The organism is Cupriavidus sp. 05L310 (assembly GCF_056398185.1).
Map to the genome: position 1 here is coordinate 18153 of NZ_JBFTOX010000004.1, position 21250 is coordinate 39402.

A 21250-nucleotide genomic window follows, 5' to 3' on the forward strand; every position below is an offset into this window, starting at 1 on the left:
TTCCGGGCGATAAACCGACAACCCAAGGCCTAGCCACCATGCCGCACCTAATTATCGAAATCACCGAAAACACGCGCCTGACCTGCTCGCAGGAGGAACTGCTGGACGAAGCCAATGCCGCGTTGCTGGCATCCGGCCAGTTCAACGAACCCGACATCAAGTCGCGCTGCATTACGCTGACTTCCTTCCGCCAGGGCACCGAAGCACGCGAACGCGCCTTCGTGCATGCGCGCCTGCACATCCTGGACGGCCGCGAACTGGCGGTGCGCCAGGCGCTCAGCAAGGCGGTCTGCGACGTCATCGCCGAAGCCGTACGGCCGGGCGACGCCGAAGACAGCGTGCAGGTCAGCGTGGAAGTCGTGGAGATGGAACGCGCCAGCTTTGCCAAGCAGATCGTCAGCGGCGCACGCTGAGGCTGCGCCAGGGCCGCCGCGGCGGCCCGCCGGGAACCGGCAACAACGATGGCCTCGACGCCTGCCGCACCAGCGGCGGGCGGCAACGAAAGGCCACGCCATATCCAATCGCGAAGAAGCCCCCAGGAGATAACGTGTCCGCTACCCAACCCGCCGCCCCGGTGATCCGCCTGCACGCGCAGGACAACGTACTGATCGCGCGTACCGAACTCAGCATCGGCACGCCAGTGCCCGGCGAGGCGTTCAGCATCCGCAGCCAGGTGCCGGCCGGGTACAAGATCGCGGCGCGCGCCATCGCCAGGGGCGAGCCCATCCTCAAGTACAACACCACGATCGGCTTTGCCGGTGCCGACATTGCGCCGGGCGCGCTGGTATCCGGACACAATATCGAGTTCCGCGAGTTCGACCGCGACTACGCCCATGCGCGCGACTTCGTGCCGGTAGCGCTGCTGCCCGAAGCGGAACGAGCCACCTTCGACGGCATCGTGCGCGAGGATGGCCGCGTGGCCACGCGCAACTTTATCGGCGTGGTCGCCACCGTCAACTGCTCGGCCACCGTGGTGCACAAGATCGCCGAATGGTTCACGCCCGAGCGGCTGGCCGAATATCCCAACGTGGACGGCGTGGTGGCCTTCGCCCACAGCACCGGCTGCGGCATGGAGATGAGCGGCGAGCCGATGGCCATGCTGCAGCGGACCCTGGCCGGCTATATGCGCCACCCCAACCTGGCAGCCGTGCTGGTGGTCGGGCTGGGCTGCGAACGCAACCAGATCAATGCGCTGCTGAAGGCCGAAGGACTGGAGCCCGGGCCCCGGCTGCATGCGTTCACCATGCAGGACACCGGCGGCACCCGCAAGACCATCGCCGCCGGCGTGGCCGCGGTGCAGGCACTGCTGCCGGATGCCAACCGGGCCGTACGCCAGCCGGTGCCGGCCAGCCACATCAGCATCGGCCTGCAATGCGGCGGTTCGGACAGCTTTTCGTCGATCACGGCCAACCCGGCGCTGGGCGCGGCCATGGACATCCTGGTGCGCCACGGCGGCACGGCCATCCTGTCGGAAACGCCGGAGATCTATGGCGTCGAGCACACGCTGACGCGCCGCGCGGCCAGCCGCGAGGTGGGCGAGAAGCTGGTCGAGCGCATCCGCTGGTGGAAGGATAGCTACGCCGCCGGCCGCGATGTGCAGATCAATGGCCGCGTCAGCCCCGGCAACCAGGCCGGCGGGCTGGCCAATATCTTCGAGAAATCACTGGGGTCGTCGATGAAGGGCGGCACCGGCCCGCTGATGGGCGTGTATCGCTACGCCGAACCGATCACGCAAAAGGGCTTCGTCTTCATGGACTCGCCCGGTTTCGACCCTGTATCGGCCACCGGGCAGATCGCCAGCGGCGCCAACCTGATCTGCTTCACCACCGGGCGCGGCTCCATGTTCGGCGCCAAGCCGGTGCCATCGCTCAAGCTCGCCACCAACTCGCCGATGTACCAGCGCCTGGAAGAAGACATGGACATCAATTGCGGCGAGATCCTCGACGGTACCGCTACCATCCAGAGCATGGGCGAACACATCTTCGCGCGGATCCTGGCGGCGGCCTCCGGCCAGCGCACCAAGAGCGAGTTGCTCGGCCTGGGCGACCATGAGTTCGCGCCGTGGCAGATCGGCATCACCGGCTGACGCAGCCCCCATCCGCTATCGCGCGCCGCGCCTCAATAAACAGGAACACTAAACGACATGTCAACGCTGCCGAATTCGAACTTGCCCTCCCCGCTGCCCAACCGCTTCCGTGCCGACATCCTCGCGCGCAAGCGCGTGATCGGCTGCTGGTGCTCGCTGGGCAATCCCACTACCACCGAGATCCTCGGCCTGGCCGGCTTCGACTGGCTGCTGCTCGACGGCGAGCACTCGCCCAACGATGTGCTCACCTTTATTCCGCAGCTGATGGCGCTGCAAGGCAGCGTGAGCGCGCCTGTGGTGCGCCCGCCGGTAAACGATCCGGTGGTGATGAAGCGCCTGCTGGACATCGGTTTCTATAATTTCCTGATTCCCTTTGTCGAAAGCGCCGAACAGGCCGGGCGCGCCGTCAGCGCCACCCGCTACCCGCCGGCCGGTGTGCGCGGCGTGTCGATGGTCCAGCGCAGCAACCGCTACGGCACCGTGCCGGAGTACTTCAGCCAGATCAACGACAATATCTGCGTGCTGGTACAGATCGAAAGCCGGAAAGGCGTCGATGCCGCCGATGCCATCTGCGCCGTGGAAGGCGTGGACGGCATCTTTATCGGCCCGTCGGACCTGGCTGCAGCCTGCGGCCATCTCGGCAACCCCAACCATCCCGAGGTGCAGGCGCAGGTGGCGCGCATCGTTGACGCCGCCAATCGAGCGGGCAAGGCGGTCGGCACGCTGACGCCGGTGGAAGCCGATGCGCGCCGCTACCTGGATATGGGCGCGAGCTTCGTGGCGGTGGGCCTGGACCAGAATATCTTCCGCAGCGCCACGCAGGCGCTGCGCGATCGCTTCGCCGGCTAGGCGCGGCATCCGCCCGAAGCCGCGCCGCGCGCGGCCCCAACGTACGACAGACGACAGACGAGGGGACTGACATGAGCAAGATCGGATTTATCGGACTGGGCGTGATGGGCACGCCCATGGCGCAACACCTGCTGGCCGGCGGCAATACGCTCTATGTCCACTCCCGCAGCGGGCCGCCAAAGGCCCTGCTCGATGCCGGCGCCCAGGCCTGCGCCAATGCCACCGAAGTGGCGCGGCAGAGCGATGTGATCTTCCTGATGCTGCCCGACACGCCCGACGTGGAGCGCGTGCTGTTTGGTGAAAACGGCGTGGCGCAAGGCCTCTCCAAAGGCAAGGTCGTGGTCGACATGAGTTCCATTTCTCCGATAGAAACGCGCGTCTTCGCCGGAAGAATCGAAGCGCTCGGCTGCGACTACGTGGACGGCCCCGTCTCCGGCGGCGAAGTCGGCGCCAGGGCCGCCACGCTGTCGATCATGGCCGGCGGCAAGCAGACCGTGTTCGACCGCGTGCTGCCGTTGCTGCAACTGATGGGCAAGAACATCACGCTGGTGGGCGGCGTGGGCGACGGGCAGGTGGCCAAGGTGGCGAACCAGGTGATCGTCGCGCTGACCATCGAGGCCGTGGGCGAGGCCCTGGTGCTGGCCGCCAAGGCAGGCGCCGACCCGGCCCGCGTGCGCGAAGCGCTGATGGGCGGCTTTGCCAGCTCGCGCATCCTGGAAGTGCATGGCGAGCGGATGATCAAGCGCACCTTCGATCCGGGCTTCCGCATCGAACTGCACCAGAAGGACCTCAACCTGGCGCTGTCGACCGCGCACAAGCTGGGCGTGAGCCTGCCGAATACCGCCTCGTGCCAGCAACTGTTCAATGTGTGCGGCGCGCTTGGCGGCGCCAGATGGGACCATTCCGGCCTGGTGCGGGCGCTGGAACACATGTCCGGGCACGCCATCGGCGACAAGCCCGCCGCCAAGGCCTGAACTTGCCCGCACACACCGCATGACCGCGCTCAACTCCGAGGACCTCGCCTGCTTCGTCTGCGTCGCCAACACGCAAAGCATCTCGCGCGCGGCGCTTGAAATGGGCGCGGACCAGTCCACCGTCAGCCGCCAGATCGCCCGGCTGGAAGCGGCGCTGGACACCCGCCTGTTCCACCGCAGCGGGCGCGGCGTGGTGCTGACCGAAGCCGGCCAGACCCTGATCGTCTACGCGCGCCAGGTAGCGGCCACGCTGGCGGAAGCGCGCGAAGCCATTCGCGCGTCGTCGGCGCAGGGTCCGGCGCAGTTGGTGATCGCGGCGCAGCCTACCATTGCCAACACTGCGTTCGCCAGCATCGGCACCGCGCTCAAGCAGCGCTTTCCCGCCACCAGGGTTCGCTTTGTCGAAGGGTTGGCGAGCCCGTTGCTAGCCTGGCTGGCGGCGGGCGAGATCGACGTCGCCCTGCTCTATCTGCCCGAGCAGCAAGGCGCGCTGAAGGTCGACATCCTGCTGGAAGAAGACCTGACCCTGGTCACGCCAACCTCGTGGAGCCATCTCGGCCCCACCTTTCCGGTGCGCCGGCTGGGCGAAGTGCCGCTGATCCTGCCCAGCACCGGACACGGCCTGCGCGTACTGGCCGAGTCGCTGGCGGCCAGGGCCGGCACGAGCCTGCAACTGGCGCTGGAATGCGATGCCTCCAATACCGTATCGATGCGGCTGGTGGAAGATGGCTGCGGCGCCACCCTGCTGCCCTTTGCCGCGGTGGCCGACCGCGTGGCGCAAGGTCGGTTGCATTCGGCGCGGCTGGTGGATCCGGTAGTGACGCGGCAGGTGGCGCTTGCCACCGCGCGCAACCGCACACCGGTGCCTGAGCTGTGGGACATCATGCAGACGGTCAGGCAGTCGGTGCGGAATATCGTGATGTCGGGGGCGTGGCCGGGGGCGCGGTTGATTTGACCGGCATCAAAGCCCGCCAAGGCCATGGGCAATGCCAAACGCGAGGAGACTATCCATGAACGCCGACCAATTCCGTACCATCCAGGCTCCGAGTACCTCGAGCACCCCGAGGCCGCCTCGGTCGCGCTGCGCGATGCGCGCGTGCTCGTGGAAGGCGACCTCGATTTCCGCGGCACGCTTGGCGTGAGCAAGGAAACTGCCGTGGGTTTTCAGGCGATCCGGCTGCGTCTTGAACTGGATACGGACGCTCCGGTCGAGCAGGTCTAGACCCTGCTGCGCCTGACGGAGCGCTACTGCGTCGTCTGCCAGACGCAGGCCCGCGGAACCCCTTTGGCGGTCGGCCATGCCGTCGGCGGCGAGCCGGCGGCAAGGCCAGGTTCCCCCCGCTACGCAGGCTTGATGTTCTGGTTGTGGCGGAACAGGTTGTCGGGATCGTACCTGCGCTTGACGTCGGCCAGCCGCGCGTAGTTCGGCCCGTAGGCCGCGCCAACGCGATCGCCCTCTTCCTGCGTCAGGAAGTTGACGTACACCGAGCCCTGCGCGTACGGCGCCGCCGCCTGGAAGACCTCGCGCGACCAGGCGATGCAGGCATCGTCGTCGGCCGGGTCGGTCCAGCGTCCGTGCACGTTCATGACGAAGTTGGCATCGCGGCTGGGATAGGCCGTGGCATCCACCGCCACCCGGTTGGTCTGGCCGCCCAGCGAGCCGATGAATATCTCTGTGTGCGGGGAAGGCAGCTTGTTGATGTAGTCCGTCAGCAGCGTGATCAGGCCGTCGTCGAGCCCGGCGAAGTTGTGCGATTTCCAGTAATTGCGGGCGCCGGGCGTCAGCAAGGGATCGAACGCCTGCTGCCACGCGGTGAATGGCATGGGCCCTACGTGCTCGCCGTAGGGCGTGCCCAGTTTCCGCAGGGGCTCGGCCAGTCGCGGCCCGTCCGCCACCGGCCCGATATAGCAGATAGCCAGCGCCACGATGGGCTTCCCATGCGCTTCGGGCGGGAGGAACGGCAGGGGCGGCGCCAGCCGCATCACGGCCCAGACGGTCAGCTCGTCCGGCATGCCGGCGAAACGGTCGCGCAGTGCCTGCAAGACCGTAGCTGCCTGTGACAAGGGATAAACGATCAGGCCACCGAACACTTCCGGGCCGACCGGATGCAGCGCGAACTCGAACAGCGTGACCACGCCAAAATTGCCGCCGCCGCCGCGGATGGCCCAGAACAGGTCGGCATGCTCGGAGGCGCTGGCGCGCACCAGCTTGCCGTCGGCGGTGACGACCTGCGCACCGACGAGGTTGTCGACCGACAAACCGTACTTCCGGCTGATCCAGCCAAAGCCGCCGCCCAGCGTCAGGCCGGCCACACCGGTAGTCGAGTTGATGCCCAGCGGCGTGGCGAGGCCAAAGGCCTGGGCCTCGTGGTCGAAATCGCCAAGCGTCGCGCCAGGCTCGACATAGGCGCGCAGCGCGGTAGGGTCGATTCGCACCGACTTCATGGCAGACAGGTCCAGCGTGATCCCGCCCTCGCATATCGCCAGGCCGCCGATATTATGGCCACCGGCGCGTACCGAGAGCAGCAGGCCGTTGTCTCGCGCGAACGCCACGGTATGCATGACATCGGCTGCGCCCGCGCTTTGGACGATGAGCCCGGGGCGCCGGTCAATCATGGCGTTCCAGATGCTGCGGGCCTCGTCATAGCCCGCATCGCCAGGCTGCAGCGCCTGGCCTCTCAATTTCGACTTCAAGCCTTCGACCAGCTCGCTGGACAGATCAGCCATGATGCACCTCGCGACGGAATCCCCGGCTACGGGTTCGGCCGCGCTACCGGCAAGGTGCCACAAAGCACGGCTTGATCCGTCTCCGGCGTCATGTCTCCAGGGAGGACGGCATGGCGGACTGAAGGGGGAAAAGCGGCTGCCGGCTGGCTTGAGGAAGGCTGGGAGGGGCCGAATCCTTCCTCATTTAAGGTTGATCCCCGGGTAATGTAAAGCAACCGGGACACTGGTCCCGATAGCCGCTTCTCGCTTCGACGATCACACTTGCGCAGGAGAAGCGTATCGCCGCATTCGACGCGCCAGCGAGCGGCAACAAGTACTCGCAACAGCGCATCATCGAAGTTGGCGACGTGCCTGGCACAAGCTGCGGCTGTTCGAGTTAGTGCGCAGTGATGGCGGTAAAGATCAGGCAATTGAGGGCGTCGTCCTCAAAGAGGCCGTTATCCGTGGCACCAGCGACCTGACCGACTTGAATGGGCCCGGCTGCGGCTCGCATTGAACGGCTGACATTCCGCATAAATCGGCCGCTCGGGCAGGTAGCGCGACACGCAGCAGCCGCAGCTAAGTCGTGCGCGACCATTTTGTGTGGGTTGTGTGATCTTCGAACGCGGAGACGATGCCGTCAATCATTGCTGTGATGCGCGCGGTATGCCGAAGGTCTTGATGCGTGACGAGCCAGATTTCGTAGACCGCCCCACGTGCGGGTTCCGGCCATACCTGCACGAGGCCGTCGTGTTCAGCCAGATGGATCGGAAGCTCACCGATGCCGAGGCCTGCCTTTACCGCGGTACGCAGCATGAGGCTGGAATTGAAGGTCGATACGATGCGCCCCGCGTGTATCGGTTCGCCAGCAAGCGTCGGTGATCGATTACCGGTCCAGTTTCCCTGATAGCAGACAAGATCGTGGCCCGCGAAGGCGGAGCCAGCAGCGGGCTTGCCGTGGCGCTCGAGATAAGCATTCGATGCAAAGAGCGCCATGGGCCAGCGAGCCAGGCGCCGCGCGACTAGATCGGGATTTTCCGGCCTGACTGACCGGACCGCGATATCCGCTTCACGCTTTGCCAGATTTAGCATGCGCGTCGACGTGTCCAGCAGGATGCGCACTTCGGGATGCGCAGCATGCAGGCGTTCGATGGCGGGAAGCAGGAATTCGAGCGCAATCGAGTCGGTGCTGGTGACTCTTACGTCCCCCGCAAGCCGTGTATCCGTGCCTTGAGTTCGTCTGACGAGTTCGTGTGCGGAGTGTTCCATTTTCTCCGCCGATCTCAACGCGGCCTCGCCTGCGGCGGTCAACGCGTAACCCCCAGAGGTGCGCAGGAAGAGCGTTGCACGTAGGGCATGCTCTAGTGCCGCGATCCGTCTGCCGACCGTCGCCTGATCGAGGTTGAGCGTCCTGGCCGCTCCACGGAGCGTTTTTTCGCGCTCCACCGCGAGAAACACTCGCGCGTCATCCCAGTTCATCGTGCCGCCCTCATGATGCAAATTTGCATCTGTCAGATTGAATAATGCTGCACATATTCATCAGCGTCGAGGCCTAAACTGAACGCAAGAGTTCCTCGTTCAATGATCCGCCCGGATCAATCGAGCCTCATCTATAGAAGGATTGGTATCCATGTCTGCTTCAACTTATCGTGTGCCGCCGTCCATGACGGCCGTTGAGATCAAACAGCCCGGCGGTCCTGAGGTCCTGGTTCCGACCATGCGCGCGGTGCCGATGCCGGCCGCCGATCAGGTTCTGATCCGCATCCACGCAGCTGCCGTGAACGGTCCAGACGTTTTCCAGCGCAAAGGGCTGTATGATCCGCCCCCCGGCGCTTCGGACATTCCAGGGCTGGAAGTGGCAGGTCAAGTGGTTGCCGTTGGCTCCGACGTGTCCCAATTCCGGATCGGCGAACTGGTGTGTGCATTGATTCCCGGTGGGGGCTACGCAGAATATGCAGTCGCGCACGCCTGCAACACGATGCATATCCCCAAAGGCCTGACGTTGGTGGAAGCGGGGGCAATGCCCGAAACGTTCATGACGGTATGGCTGAACCTGTTCCAGCGCGGCAAGCTGGTTGCCGGCGAATCGGTGTTGATCCATGGCGGCGCGTCAGGTATCGGTACCACGGCGACCATGCTGGCGAAGGCTTTCGGCGCAGCGAAAATCATCACGACAGTTGGCTCGCAGGCGCATCGGGAGGCAAGCCTGGAGCTAGGTGCAGACCTCGCGATAGATTACCGCGAGGAAGATTTCGTCACCGAGGCGAAGCGGTTTACCGATGGAAGAGGCGTCGACGTGATCCTCGACATCATTGCCGGCGACTACGTGGCTAGAAACTATGACGCCGCAGCCATGGACGGACGGATCCTCCAGGTGGGCGTGATCAAGGGGCCGGCGAAGGATCTCAACGTCTTGCCGATGTTGACGAAGCGTCTGACGCATATGGGCTCGACATTGCGATCGCGCACATCCGCGGACAAGGCGGCCATCATCAATGAACTGGAGCGGCAGGTCTGGCCGCACATCGAGAGCGGCAAGATCAAGCCGGTTGTCTACAAGACCTTTGCGCTTGCCGACGCTCGCGGCGCTCACGAACTGATCGATTCCGGCACACACTTTGGGAAGATTGTCCTTACGACAGGTGCCGATCTCATTGGCTGAAGCCTGGCTTGCCGGTTTCAGGCCACTAACACGGGATTGAAGTGAGTCCAATGGCACAAAAATAAAGCAAATCGCTGGGTTTCGAGTCATAAAGCGAATCGACCGAATTGCCCAGCGAATTGGTTTGGCTGACAGATAGCCGCCCGCCCGGATGTCCCGGAGCGCCCTTCGCTCAGGTCACTGGCGCCGGATTGAACAGCGCCAGCGAATTGTGCAGTTTATGGTGTTCGGCCCAGGTCTTCTTGCGGCCGCTCGCTACATCCAGCATCAGCCGGAACAGCTCCCAGCCCACGTCCTCGATGGTGGCTTCGCCAGTGGCGATGCGGCCCGCATTCACGTCCATCAGGTCGTGCCAGCGGCGTGCGAGATCGCTGCGGGTGGCGACTTTGATCACCGGCACTTCGGCCAGGCCGTACGGCGTGCCGCGGCCGGTGGTGAACACATGCAGGTTCATGCCCGCGGCCAGTTGCAGGGTGCCGCAGATAAAGTCGCTGGCCGGCGTGGCGGCGTAGATCAGACCCTTCTGCCTGAGCTTTTCACCGGGTGAGAGCACGCCGGTGATGGCGGTGCTGCCCGACTTGACGATCGAGCCCATCGCCTTCTCGACGATATTGGACAAACCGCCCTTCTTGTTGCCCGGCGTGGTATTGGCGCTGCGGTCGACGCGGCCTTTTTCCAGGTAGCGGTCGTACCAGTCCATCTCGCGGATCATCGCCTGCGCCACTTCCGGCGTGGCGGCACGCGCGGTGAGCTGGTCGATGCCGTCGCGCACCTCGGTGACTTCCGAGAACATCACGGTGGCGCCCGCGCGCACCAGCAGGTCCGTGGCAAACCCCACGGCGGGATTGGCGGTCACGCCGGAGAATGCATCGCTGCCACCGCATTGCACGCCAACCACCAGTTCGGAGGCCGGGCAGGTTTCGCGGCGGCGCTGGTCGAGCCTGGCCAGATGGGTGTGCGCCATGGCCATGATGGCGTCGATCATGCTCTCGAAGCCCACATGCTGGTCGTCCTGCAGGCACACCACGCCAACCTCCACGCTGCCCGCGCCGGTCTGTACCGGCATGGTGCCGGGCGGCATCAGGCGTTCGGGCTGCAGTTTCTCGCAACCCAGGCTCACCATCATCGCGGTGCCGCCGAAGTTGGGGTTGAGGGCGATATTGCGCAGCGTGCGGATCGGCACGATGGCATCCGGCGCATCGATGGCCACGCCGCAGCCATAGGTATGCTCCAGGCCCACCACGTCATCCACATTGGGGTACTTCGGCAGCAACTCGGCCTTGATGCGGCGCACGGCATGCTCCACCACGCCCGACACGCATTGCACGGTCGTGGTGATGGCGAGGATGTTGCGGGTGCCGACGGAGCCATCCGGATTGCGGAAACCTTCGAAGGTGTAGCCCTCCAGCGGCGGCAGCGGCGCCGTCACGCGGGTGCCGATGGGCAAGTCGTCCAGTCCGGGCGCCACCGGCATCTCGATCACTCGCTCATTGACCCAGCTTCCCCTTGGCAGGTCATGCAGCGCATAACCGATCACCACGTTGTAGCGCACCACCGCATCGCCGGCCGCCAGGTCCGCCAGCGCCACCTTGTGGCCCTGGGGTACCCGCTCGCGCAGCGTCAGTCCGCAGGGAAACACGGTTCCCGCCGGCAGGCCGCCATCGTTGGCGACGATGGCCACGTTATCCAGCTCATGGATGCGGATATACAGCGGGGTGCCTTGCGCCTGCGTGCCAGGCTGCGAACCGGCGGACTGCCCTACTTGCTCTACTTTGATATCGATAACCGACATGTTCTCTTTCCTTGCGAAACGCTTCCGGTAGCCTGGCCACGCAACACGGCATGGCCATCAGGGATGCTTGAGTTCTACGCGCTTGATTTCCTTGACGATCACCAGGTAGCTGATCACTGTCACCAGCGCGTTGGCGCCGACGAACACCAGCGCGCCATTGAAGGAACCGGTGGTGGCAAGGATATAACCGATCACGATTGGCGTTACGATACCCGCGATATTGCCGAACATATTGAAGATGCTGCCGGCCAGGCCGATCACTTCCTTCGGTGCCGTATCCGCCACCACGGCCCAGCCCAGCGCGCCGATGCCCTTGCCGAAGAAGGCCAGTGCCATGAAGCCCACCACCAGCCATTCGCTATCCACATAATTGCAGGCCACCATGCTGACCGACAGCAGCATGCCGGCGACGATCGGCACCTTGCGGGCCACCGTCAGCGAATAGCCGCGGCGCAGGAAGCCGTCGGACATCACGCCGCCCAGCACGCCGCCGAGGAAGCCGCAAATGGCCGGCAGCGACGCGACGAAGCCCGCCTTCAGGATCGACATGCCGCGCGCCTGCACCAGGTACACCGGGAACCACGTCAGGAAGAAGTACGTCAGCACGTTGATGCAATACTGGCCCAGGTACACACCCAGCAGCATGCGGTTGGACAGCAACTGGCGCACATAGAACCAGCGGGCGCCCGCGGGTTCCTGCTCCTTCTTGCCGGCGTCGCCGCTCATCTCGACAAGGCCGCCGCCCTGCCGGATATGCTCCAGCTCGGCGCGGTTCACCCCCGGATGGGTAGCCGGGCTGCGCACCACCTTGAGCCAGAGGCCGGCCAGCACCATGCCCAGCGCGCCCATCCACAGATAGACATGGTGCCAGCCCAGCGCGTGGGTCAGCCAGGCCATCAGCGGCGTGAAGAGCACCGCGGCAAAGTACTGGGCGGAATTGAAGATGGCCGAAGCCGTGCCGCGCTCGGCCGTGGGAAACCAGCTGGCAACCACCTTGGCATTGGCCGGAAACGCCGGCGACTCGGCCAGGCCCACCGCGAAACGCAGTACGAACAGCGTGGTGACGGCAGCGCCAACCGTGGCGAACGCGCCGATAAAGCCCTGCAGCAGCGTGAATAACGACCACAGGAAGATGCTGCAGGCATAGATGCGGCGGGCGCCGAAGCGGTCGAGCAGCCAGCCGCCGGGGATCTGCGCCATCACATAAGCCCAGCTGAAAGCCGAGAAGATAAAGCCCATCTGCACGGCGTCGAAGCCGAACTCCGCCCGCATCGCGGGACCGGTGATGGAAAGCGTGGCGCGGTCGGCGTAGTTCACCGTCGTCACCACAAAGATCATCAGCAGGATCCAGTAGCGGACATTGCTGCGGCGGGTGGCCTGCCCGGCCACGCTGAGGGTATTGCTTGGATTCATGGGGTCTCCGGCGCCGGCCGCGACGGATATGGGCGGCACCCTTATCCGGCTACCGGCCATCCCGAAGCTTTCATGGCCGCGTGATATGTCGTCGTATGACTCGGATTATAGGCAACGGGTTTCTCACGCAGCATTCAGTGTTTACCCGAGGTGAAGTGTTTGTGGAAAATCGATGCGCGCTCTTGTTGCGCGTTCAACGGTATGTCGGCCGCACGCTGTTCGAAGCTAGCTTTCAAGCAGCTTTCAAGCAGCTTTCAGGCCGGCCCAGGTATTTTGCAGCGTTTTACCATGACCCCGGCGCTCATGGGCAGGCCATCGGGATTTCGTGCGGCGCCCTGCTGGTGCCAAACAAATCCACTTGCACAATCGCCAGCCTACTTGTACGATGACGTATCTCGAAAATGTGCGGACCTCCGGAAAGCACCAGAGCCACTGCCCTAAACCCTGCCCTTGCGGCGCTCAGGACCAGCCACCATGACCACACCACAAGAACTCAAGCAGATCGTCTCGCAAGGCCTGCTCTCCTTCCCCGTGACCGACTTCGACGCGCAAGGCAACTTCCGTCCCGAGACCTACGTCGAGCGCCTCGAATGGCTGGCCCCCTACGGCGCCACGGCCCTGTTCGCCGCCGGCGGCACCGGCGAGTTCTTCTCGCTGACGCCGGACGACTATTCCAATGTGATCCGCACCGCCGTGGAAACCTGTGCGGGCAAGGTGCCGATCCTGGCCGGCGCCGGCGGACCTACCCGCATGGCCATTGCCTACGCCAAGGAAGCCCAGCGTCTCGGCGCCAAGGGCATCCTGCTGCTGCCGCACTACCTCACCGAAGCCTGCCAGGAAGGCATTGCCAACCATATCGAGGAAGTCTGCAAGTCGGTTCATATCGGCGTGATCGTCTACAACCGCGGCAACTCCCGCATCAACGCGGAAATGCTGGAACGCCTGGCGGACCGCTGCCCCAACCTGATCGGTTTCAAGGACGGCGTGGGCGAGATCGAGAACATGGTACGTATCCGCCGCAAGCTGGGCGACCGCCTGTCCTACCTGGGTGGCCTGCCCACCGCCGAAGTCTATGCCGCTGCCTACAAGGCGCTGGGCGTGCCGGTGTACTCCTCGGCCGTGTTCAACTTCATCCCCAAGACGGCGATGGACTTCTACCGCGCGATCGCGGCCGACGACCACGCCACCACCAACCGCCTGATCGACGAGTTCTTCCTGCCCTACTTGGACATCCGCAACCGCCGCGCAGGCTACGCGGTGAGCATCGTCAAGGCCGGCGCCAAGCTGGTCGGGCACGACGCCGGCCCGGTCCGCGCGCCGCTGACCGATCTGGACGAGCAGGAACTGGCGATGCTGGACGCGCTGATCAAGAAGCTGGGCCCGCAGTAAGAGGACCGCAGAGCTACGCCGGCGCGTCAGCGCCGGCGTTAGTCATGCCAGTCACCCGGGCGATGCCGGGGAAGCGGACCTGACCACGCCTGTGGCGTGCCAGCGCAAGATCGCATCCCCGGCCAGGCCCAGTTCCGCCAGGACCTCCATGTTATGTTCGCCCGCGCCACCGCATCCGCCGCTCGCCACGCCAGATCCGCCTGCCGGCGCTGCGCGACGCCGCCGGCCAGCGCGCCGGCATGGCGCCGGCCTTCCTGGGCGCCGCAAGGCGCCAGCAGGGCAACCCATCCGGTGCACGTTCGCTGGTGTGAGCCGCCAACCTATCGAGCGGCCGCGGCCTCCCCACCGGCCCCACGCCCAACCCAGTTGCCCGCCTGGCTCTCCAGCCGCGCCCGGATGAAATCCATCAGGGTGCGGGTGGCCAGCGTGGGAAACCGGTTCGGCGCCGTCAGCATGTAAATGCTGTCGCCCACGCCTTCGGGTTCGTATTCGGGCAACACCTCCACCACTTCGCCGCGGCCGATCTGCTGCCACACCGCATAGCGCGGCAACAGAGCAACGCCAAGCCCAGCCATCATCGACTCGAACAGGAAGGGATAATCGCCGGACTGGATGCGCGGGGCGACCCGCAGGATCAGCGGCGTGCCGGCCAGTCTCAGCTTGAGATCAAAGCGCCGCCCGAGCGATGCCGGCGCAATCAGGTCGCAATGGCCAAGATCCTCGGCGCGGCTCACTGGCCCATGCTCAGCCAGGAAGGCCGGCGCTGCGCACAGGCACCAGCCTACCCCGCAAATCCTGCGCGCCACGTGGTCCTCCGGCGGCAGGGAGGTGATCTTCAGCGCCACATCCACCTCGGCGGAAATCAGGTCGCCGATGTAGTCGTTGATCAGCACGCGCAAGGAGATGGCCGGGTATTGCCGGGCAAATTCCAGTAATACCTGCGCCAGGTAGAGATGCCCGAGTCCGGTGGGCAGGCGGATCCGCACGTCGCCGCGCACGGTCTGGCCAAGGCTGTCGATCGAGGTGCCCGCCGCCTGCAGTTCATCGAGCATGCGAACGCCGTGCGCATACAGCAGCCGCCCGGCCTCGGTCAGCTCCACATGGCGGGTGGTGCGCCGCATCAGTTGCGCGCCCATATGCTGCTCAAGGGCCTTGAGACGGCGCGAGACATTGGAGCGGGTCATGCCGCCGCGCGCGGCGGCGGCCGTGAGCGTTCTGGATTCCACGAGCGTGACGAACAGCCGGATCAGGTTCAGGTCGAAGCTGGGATTATTGTCAATCATGAGTCAACACGGGTGGCACAGGCCGACGGATTGTCACGGCCAGGAGTACGCCCTAGCATAAGCCATCCGACGCCACCTTACGACTCTCAGATCCCTGCCGATGGCCCAGACCGACCTGCAATCCGCATTAGCTTCACCTACCGCCTCTTCATCCGAAGCGGTTGACGAACTGCCCTTCTCTGGCCTGCGCATCCTGGATATCAGCCAGGGCATTGCGGGCCCGTATTGCGCGCATATCCTCTGGCAACAAGGCGCCGAGGTCATCAAGGTCGATCCGCCGGCGGGCGACTGGGGCAGGCATGTGGGCGTGGTGCGCGGGGAGCACAGCGCGCTGTCGATCGCGTACAACGCAGGCAAGCGCGGCGTCTGCATCGATGCGGCCACCGACGCCGGCAAGGCGCTGCTATTCGACCTCGCGCTGCAAGCGGATATCGTGGTGCAGAACTTCCGGCCGCAGGTTGCCGAGCGGCTCGGCGTGGGCTATGCCGCGCTGTGCGCGCGCAATCCGGCGCTGGTCTATGTGTCGATCAGCGGCTACGGCGCGGACGGCCCCTATGCCGACTATCCGGCCTCGGACTCGGTGATGCAGGCCGACAGCGGCCTCATGCACACCAACCGCATGGCCGACGGCACGCCGCGCCGCATCGGCATGCTGCTGGCGGACGCGGCCACCGGGCTGTATGCGGCGCAAGCCTGCGCCGCTGCCTTGTGCAGGCGCTTTCGCCGCGGCCTCGGCGCGCATGTCGAGCTAAACCTGTTCGACGCCTGCGTAGCGCTGCAGGCCAACAATATCCTCGAGTACGCCATCCAGGGTGCCGTGGCCGCCGGGCCGGTGAGCGCGCCGAATGGCGTGTTTGCGACCAGCGACGGCAGCCTCACCTTGCTGGCGCTGAACAACGCGCAGTTCGGCAGGCTGTGCCTGGCGCTGGATCGCCCGGCGTGGGCGGACGATGCGCGCTTTGCCGACAATGCCAGCCGCATGGCGCACGCGGCGTGGCTGCAGGACGCCGTGGCTGCGGTGCTTGCCGGCAAGAGCACGGGGCACTGGCTGCGCATCCTTCAGGCGCACGATATCCTCCATGCGCCGGTGCGCGACTACCGGCAAGTGCTCGACCACCCGCAAGCCGCGCAGCAGGAGACGTTCCAGACGGTAGCGCAGCCTGGCCTGGCTACCCTGCCGTTTGCCGGCATCCCGGCCAAGGGCATGCGGCGCGTGCCCACCGCAGCGCCGCGTGTCGGCGAACACACCGAAGCCGTGTTGCGCGAATGCGGCATAGCGCCTGACAAGCTCGCCCGATTGCTGGAGTGTGGTGTTGTCAGGCAGGCTAGCCCTTTGGCTGGCCAAAACACGGCGGGAGCCACGGCATGATGCGCGCCCTGCTCTGCGAGCACTTCGGCAAAGCGCAAGACGTCCGCCTGGCGAGCATCCCGCGGCCGGCGCTTGCGGATCCGCACGCGGTCACGCTTGCCGTGGAATATGCCAGCGTGAGCCACGCCACCGGCCTGATGGTCGCGGGACGCTACCAGACCAAGCCGCCGTTGCCGTTCGTGCCCGGCACCGAGGCGGTCGGCCGCGTAGTGGCTTGCGGCGCGGCCGTCACGCGCCTGCGCCCCGGCGACCGCGTGGTGGCCATTGCCGACTGGGGCTGCTTTGCCGACGAAGTCACGCTGCCGGAGTACACCGTCTACCCCATACCCGATACGCTTGACGCGCTGCAAGCCCTGCCGGTCCCGCTCTCCTACGGCACCGCTTACTGCGGCCTGGTGTGGCGCGGCGCCGTGCAGCCGGGAGAAACGGTGCTGGTGCTCGGCGCCGGCGCCGGCGTGGGGCTGGCCGCGGTGGAAATCGCCCACCAGTTGGGCGCGCGGGTGATCGCCTGCGCCAGCACCGAATCGAAACGCGCGGAAGCCCTGCTGCGCGGCGCTCAGCATGCGCTGGCCCCGGAAGACCTGGCCGCCACAGTCAAGCGCGTAACCGGCGGGCATGGTGCCGACGTGGTGGTGGATCCGGTAGGCGGCGACCTGTTCGACCAGGCGCTGCGCGCGGCCGCTGCCAATGCGCGGATTCTCAGCATCGGCTTTGCCAGTGGCCGCATCCCGCAAGCGCCGCTGAACCTGCTGCTGGTGAAGAACCTGACGCTGCATGGATTTTTTGTTGGCCGCTATATCGGCTGGACCCCCGCCAACGAGCGGGCACAGCATGCGCCTGCGCTGCAGGCCGTCATGCGCACGCTGTGTGCCTGGGCCAGCGAGGGCAAGATTCGACCGACCGTGTCGAAGGTGTACCCGATGAGCGGGCTGGCCGAGGCGCTGGGCGCCCTGGAAGCCAGGCAGATCGTCGGCAAAGTCGCGATAAAAATCAAGGAGACAAATTCATGCCATTCCGATTCAGGGTCCTGAACACGCAACACGGTACACACCGCACCAAGCATCGCCGTTGCGCACGCCATCTGGTCTTGCTCGCGACTCTGGCCACGGCTGCCATTGCCGCCTTGGGCGCATCTCCCACCCGTGCCGCCGACGATTTCCCGCAACGCCCCATCCGCATGGTGCTGCCTTACCCGCCGGGCGGGCCAACCGACTTGCTGGCGCGCGTGGTCGGCGTCAAGATGGGCGACACGCTCGGCCAGACGGTGGTGATCGACAACAAGCCGGGCGCCAGCGGCATGATCGGCGCGGAAGTGGTCGCCAAGGCCGCGCCCGACGGCTACACGATTCTCGCCAATGCCTCGCTGCATGTGATCAACCCGAGCATCTACCCCAAGATGCGCTACGACGCGTTTCGCGATTTTGTGCCCATCACGCAGTTGGCCGAAGTGCCACTGGTGCTGGTGGTCAACAACGATTCGCCCGTCAAGACCGTGCAGGACCTGATTGCCTATGCGAAGGCCAAGGGTGGCAGCATCAACTTTGGTTCGGCGGGAAATGCGTCGGCCCAGCAACTGGCCGGCGAGTCGTTCAAGTTCGCCGCCAATGTCTCGATGCAGCACGTGCCGTACAAGGGCAGCTCGCCCGCGCTGACCGACCTGATGGGCGGCCAGATCCAGTTGATGTTCGATTCCATGCCATCGGCCATGCCGTTTATCAAGGCCGGCAAGCTGCGCGCCGTGGCCGTCACCACGCTCAAGCGCGCGCGTGCCCTGCCGGACGTGCCCACGGTGGCGGAGTCGGGCTTGCCTGGCTTCAATATCAGCACCTGGTACGGGTTATGGGCACCGCGCGGCACGCCGGCCCCGATCGTGGCGAAGCTGGCGGCCCACGCCGCGCTGGCGCTGCGGCAGCCCGATGTGCAGCGCCAGTACGCCGACATGGGCGCCGAGCCGGTAGGTTCCTCCCCCGCCGAGTTCGCGCGCTACACCGTGGCGGAGGGCAACAAGTGGGCCGAGATCGTACGCAAGTCGGGCGCCAAGGCGGATCAGTAGCCATCGCTGCGCTGCCATGGCAAGCGGCAGCGCGGATGGACAGATCCGCCCCCTGGCGGGACAATTGGCACCCCGGTGCCGCCCCCGCTCCATGAAAACCGTCCCGACCTACTCGCTCTACGGGGTCAACTCCAACGAGCCCTTGCTGGAACAACTGCATTTCGAGTCGATCCCGGAGCGCAGCGGCATCAACGACTGGGAAATCAAGCCGCACCGCCACGAGCGCTTCTTCCAGGTTCTCTACGTGCACCAGGGGGGCGGCCGCGCGCTGCTCGACGACCGCGAGTACCCGCTGGGCTCGCGCACTGTGGTGACGGTGCCGCCGCGCTGCGTGCATGGCTTTCGGTTTACGCCTGACGTGGACGGCATCGTGATCACCATGACCGATCACTACCTGCACACGCTGCTGGCTGGCGTGCCGGATGCGCTGCCGCTGTTCGAGCGGCCCTACCACGACCAGTTCGGTGACCCGGCCCGCGGCGAGCGCGATGACGCCACCGTGCTCGCCGGAGCGCTGGAACTGTTTCGTGCGGAGATGAACGCGGTCTCGCTGTGGCGCGGCGCGGCCTTGTCGGCGCTGCTGTCCTTGCTGCTGGTGGGTATTGCCCGGCGCGCTTCGGGCGCGGGTGCAACCGGGGCGCAGCCGGCAGGCAGGACCGCACGCCATTTTCAGCAGTTCCAGCAACTGGTGGAGGCTCGTTTTCGGAACCACCAGGATCTGGCGGGCTACGCCGACACGCTCGGCATCTCGCCCACCCAGCTCAACCGCATCTGCCAGCAGCTTGCCGGCAGGAGCGCGCTGCAGCTGATCCATTCGCGCCTGATCGTGGAGGCGCAGCGCGATCTGCTCTATAGCGATCTCGATATCAAGCAGATCGCCTCGACGCTGGGCTTTGCGGATGCCGCGTATTTCGCGCGCTTCTTTGCCAAGCATGTTGGGCAGGCGCCCAGCGCATTCCGCCAGCACGGGCGCGCCCGCCTGCCGGCGCCGCAAGCCGCGCGCTAGCGCGGCGCTTTACATCGAGAAACTGTCGGAGCGCGCCAGCGGCCAATACTTCTCGTAGAGCTGGTAGCGGAAATTCCCGTTGATCAGGTCTCCCGGCGTCAGGAACTTGAGCAGTTCGGACATCAGCCGCACTTCGTTGGGCGAGATACGCCGCACGATATGGTGCGGCTTGAGATCGGCAGGATGATGCAGGCCGGCTGCCTGCAGGATTTCCAGCAACGCATGCAGCGTCTGGCGGTGGAAGCTGGCTACGCGATCCGCCTTGTCCGGCACAACGATGGCGCGCTGGCGCACCGGATCCTGCGTGGCCACGCCCACGGGGCAGCGGTCGGTATGGCATTTTTGCGCCTGCACGCAGCCGAGCGCAAACATGAAGCCGCGCGCCGAGTTGCACCAGTCGGCACCGGTGGCCAGCGTGCGTGCCACGTCGAACGCGGTAATGATCTTGCCGCTGGCGCCAATGCGGATCTTGTCGCGCAGGTTCACGCCGACCAGCGTGTTGTGGACCAGCAGCAACCCCTCCTGCAGCGGAACGCCGATATGGTCGACGAACTCCAGCGGCGCCGCGCCGGTGCCGCCTTCGGCGCCGTCCACCACGATGAAGTCCGGCAGGATGCCCGATTCCAGCATGGCCTTGACGATACCGAAGAACTCCCATGGGTGCCCGATGCAGAGCTTGAACCCGGTCGGCTTGCCACCGGACAGCGTGCGCAGCCGGTCGACGAACTGCAGCAGGCCCAGCGGCGTGGAGAATTCGCTGTGCGTGGCCGGCGAGATGCAGTCCTCGCCCATGGCGATGCCGCGCGTGGCGGCAATTTCCGGCGTGACCTTGGCCGCCGGCAGTACGCCGCCATGGCCCGGCTTGGCGCCTTGCGAGAGCTTGACCTCGATCATCTTGACCTGGGGCGAGCGCGCCTGCTCGGCGAACTTGTCGGGATCGAAGCCACCGTCCGCGCGGCGGCAACCAAAGTAGCCGGAGGCCACCTCCCAGATCAGGTCGCCGCCTTCGGCGCGGTGGTACGGGGAGATCGAGCCTTCGCCGGTGTCGTGGATAAAGCCGCCAAGCTTTGCGCCCCGGTTGAGCGAACGGATCGCGTTGCCGGACAGCGCGCCGAAGCTCATCGCCGAGACGTTGAAGATCGATAACGAGTAAGGCTGGGCGCGGCCCTCGCCCACGGTGATGCGGAAGTCGGCGGAGGGGATGCGGGTCGGCGCCAGCGAATGGCTGATCCACTCGTGGCCCGCCAGGCGCACATCGATCTCGGTGCCGAAGGGCCGGCTGTCGACCTCGTTCTTGGCGCGCTGGTAGACGAGGCTGCGCTGCTGGCGCGAGAACGGCATCTCGTTGGTGTCGTCCTCGATGAAATACTGGCGGATCTCCGGGCGGATGAACTCGAAGAAGAAGCGCAGGTGGCCCCAGACCGGATAGTTCCGCAGGATGGAGTGGCGCGACTGGCCAATGTCGTACAAACCGACCAACAGCAGCGCGACCGGCGCCGCCAGCCATGCCGGGGAAATCCGTTGCATGGCGGCGAGCGCCGCCAGCGCGAGCAACGCGAGCACGGTCAGCCAGACCGCGCCGTAACGACGAGAAAACATGGGGACTCCTAAAGGCCGGCAGTTGGCCGGCAACCCCGCGATTATCGCCGTTCCTCGCGGCCTGCGCTC

At 65.7% G+C, this 21250-nt stretch carries 17 protein-coding genes and 1 pseudogene; 12 read left to right on the forward strand and 6 right to left on the reverse strand.

Going from position 1 to position 21250, the window contains the following annotated elements:
• Nucleotides 1-38 precede the first annotated feature (38 nt).
• From AC1DS6_RS03505 to AC1DS6_RS03530, 6 genes and pseudogenes are all read left to right on the forward strand, one after another.
• Complete coding sequence (locus tag AC1DS6_RS03505; RefSeq protein ID WP_441636083.1) at nucleotides 39-413, forward strand: 5-carboxymethyl-2-hydroxymuconate Delta-isomerase; 375 nt, start codon at nucleotides 39-41, stop codon at nucleotides 411-413.
• A gap of 134 nt (nucleotides 414-547) precedes the next feature.
• Entirely contained in the window at nucleotides 548-2086 is a 1539-nt protein-coding gene (locus AC1DS6_RS03510) for a UxaA family hydrolase (RefSeq protein WP_477102072.1), read from the forward strand.
• A gap of 57 nt (nucleotides 2087-2143) precedes the next feature.
• Nucleotides 2144-2935 carry a 2-dehydro-3-deoxyglucarate aldolase gene (garL, locus tag AC1DS6_RS03515; RefSeq protein WP_477102073.1) on the forward strand — a complete coding sequence of 264 codons (792 nt, stop codon included), beginning with the start codon at nucleotides 2144-2146 and terminating at the stop codon, nucleotides 2933-2935.
• A gap of 47 nt (nucleotides 2936-2982) precedes the next feature.
• Nucleotides 2983-3909 (forward strand): annotated as a pseudogene (locus AC1DS6_RS03520) (2-hydroxy-3-oxopropionate reductase); the annotation flags it as partial.
• A 19-nt stretch (nucleotides 3910-3928) separates the two neighbouring features.
• Entirely contained in the window at nucleotides 3929-4864 is a 936-nt protein-coding gene (locus tag AC1DS6_RS03525; RefSeq protein WP_035861286.1) for a LysR family transcriptional regulator, read from the forward strand.
• A 24-nt stretch (nucleotides 4865-4888) separates the two neighbouring features.
• Complete coding sequence (locus tag AC1DS6_RS03530) at nucleotides 4889-5131, forward strand: hypothetical protein (RefSeq protein WP_441636077.1); 243 nt, start codon at nucleotides 4889-4891, stop codon at nucleotides 5129-5131.
• Between the two features lie 119 nt (nucleotides 5132-5250).
• On the opposite strand, the gene AC1DS6_RS03535 is transcribed toward AC1DS6_RS03530, so the two are convergent.
• Together AC1DS6_RS03535 and AC1DS6_RS03540 are read right to left on the reverse strand one after the other, a co-directional pair.
• Entirely contained in the window at nucleotides 5251-6636 is a 1386-nt protein-coding gene (locus AC1DS6_RS03535; RefSeq protein WP_441636075.1) for an FAD-binding oxidoreductase, read from the reverse strand.
• A 558-nt stretch (nucleotides 6637-7194) separates the two neighbouring features.
• Nucleotides 7195-8094, reverse strand: a complete 900-nt coding sequence (locus AC1DS6_RS03540; protein ID WP_441636073.1) for a LysR family transcriptional regulator — start codon at nucleotides 8092-8094, stop codon at nucleotides 7195-7197.
• 151 nt (nucleotides 8095-8245) lie between these two features.
• On the opposite strand from AC1DS6_RS03540, the gene AC1DS6_RS03545 reads away from it, so the two are divergent.
• Nucleotides 8246-9277, forward strand: a complete 1032-nt coding sequence (locus AC1DS6_RS03545) for an NAD(P)H-quinone oxidoreductase (protein ID WP_477102074.1) — start codon at nucleotides 8246-8248, stop codon at nucleotides 9275-9277.
• A gap of 172 nt (nucleotides 9278-9449) precedes the next feature.
• Here AC1DS6_RS03545 and garD read toward each other — a convergent pair whose 3' ends face one another.
• Nucleotides 9450-11069 carry a galactarate dehydratase gene (gene garD / locus AC1DS6_RS03550; protein WP_441636069.1) on the reverse strand — a complete coding sequence of 540 codons (1620 nt, stop codon included), beginning with the start codon at nucleotides 11067-11069 and terminating at the stop codon, nucleotides 9450-9452.
• A gap of 57 nt (nucleotides 11070-11126) precedes the next feature.
• On the reverse strand, nucleotides 11127-12482 hold the full coding sequence (locus AC1DS6_RS03555; RefSeq protein WP_441636067.1) for an MFS transporter: 1356 nt from the start codon (nucleotides 12480-12482) through the stop codon (nucleotides 11127-11129).
• A gap of 474 nt (nucleotides 12483-12956) precedes the next feature.
• Between AC1DS6_RS03555 and kdgD the strand changes: the two genes are divergently transcribed.
• Complete coding sequence (gene kdgD / locus AC1DS6_RS03560; protein ID WP_441636065.1) at nucleotides 12957-13871, forward strand: 5-dehydro-4-deoxyglucarate dehydratase; 915 nt, start codon at nucleotides 12957-12959, stop codon at nucleotides 13869-13871.
• 320 nt (nucleotides 13872-14191) lie between these two features.
• On the opposite strand, the gene AC1DS6_RS03565 is transcribed toward kdgD, so the two are convergent.
• Complete coding sequence (locus AC1DS6_RS03565) at nucleotides 14192-15154, reverse strand: LysR family transcriptional regulator (protein WP_441636723.1); 963 nt, start codon at nucleotides 15152-15154, stop codon at nucleotides 14192-14194.
• A gap of 100 nt (nucleotides 15155-15254) precedes the next feature.
• Here AC1DS6_RS03565 and AC1DS6_RS03570 point away from each other — a divergent pair, with 100 nt between their 5' ends.
• The 4 genes from AC1DS6_RS03570 (at nucleotide 15255) to AC1DS6_RS03585 (ending at nucleotide 19582) form a co-directional block, all read left to right on the forward strand.
• A complete protein-coding gene (locus tag AC1DS6_RS03570) occupies nucleotides 15255-16523 on the forward strand; it encodes a CaiB/BaiF CoA transferase family protein (RefSeq protein ID WP_477102075.1) in 1269 nt (422 codons plus the stop codon).
• Complete coding sequence (locus AC1DS6_RS03575; RefSeq protein ID WP_441636725.1) at nucleotides 16523-17554, forward strand: NADPH:quinone oxidoreductase family protein; 1032 nt, start codon at nucleotides 16523-16525, stop codon at nucleotides 17552-17554. Before AC1DS6_RS03570 ends, AC1DS6_RS03575 begins: the two co-directional genes overlap by 1 nt.
• Complete coding sequence (locus tag AC1DS6_RS03580; RefSeq protein WP_477102076.1) at nucleotides 17530-18576, forward strand: tripartite tricarboxylate transporter substrate binding protein; 1047 nt, start codon at nucleotides 17530-17532, stop codon at nucleotides 18574-18576. The genes AC1DS6_RS03575 and AC1DS6_RS03580 overlap by 25 nt, the downstream gene beginning before the upstream one ends.
• A 91-nt stretch (nucleotides 18577-18667) precedes the next feature.
• A complete protein-coding gene (locus tag AC1DS6_RS03585) occupies nucleotides 18668-19582 on the forward strand; it encodes a helix-turn-helix domain-containing protein (protein WP_441636717.1) in 915 nt (304 codons plus the stop codon).
• A gap of 9 nt (nucleotides 19583-19591) precedes the next feature.
• Here AC1DS6_RS03585 and AC1DS6_RS03590 read toward each other — a convergent pair whose 3' ends face one another.
• Complete coding sequence (locus AC1DS6_RS03590; protein WP_441636715.1) at nucleotides 19592-21181, reverse strand: FMN-binding glutamate synthase family protein; 1590 nt, start codon at nucleotides 21179-21181, stop codon at nucleotides 19592-19594.
• Between the last annotated feature and the right edge of the window lie 69 nt (nucleotides 21182-21250).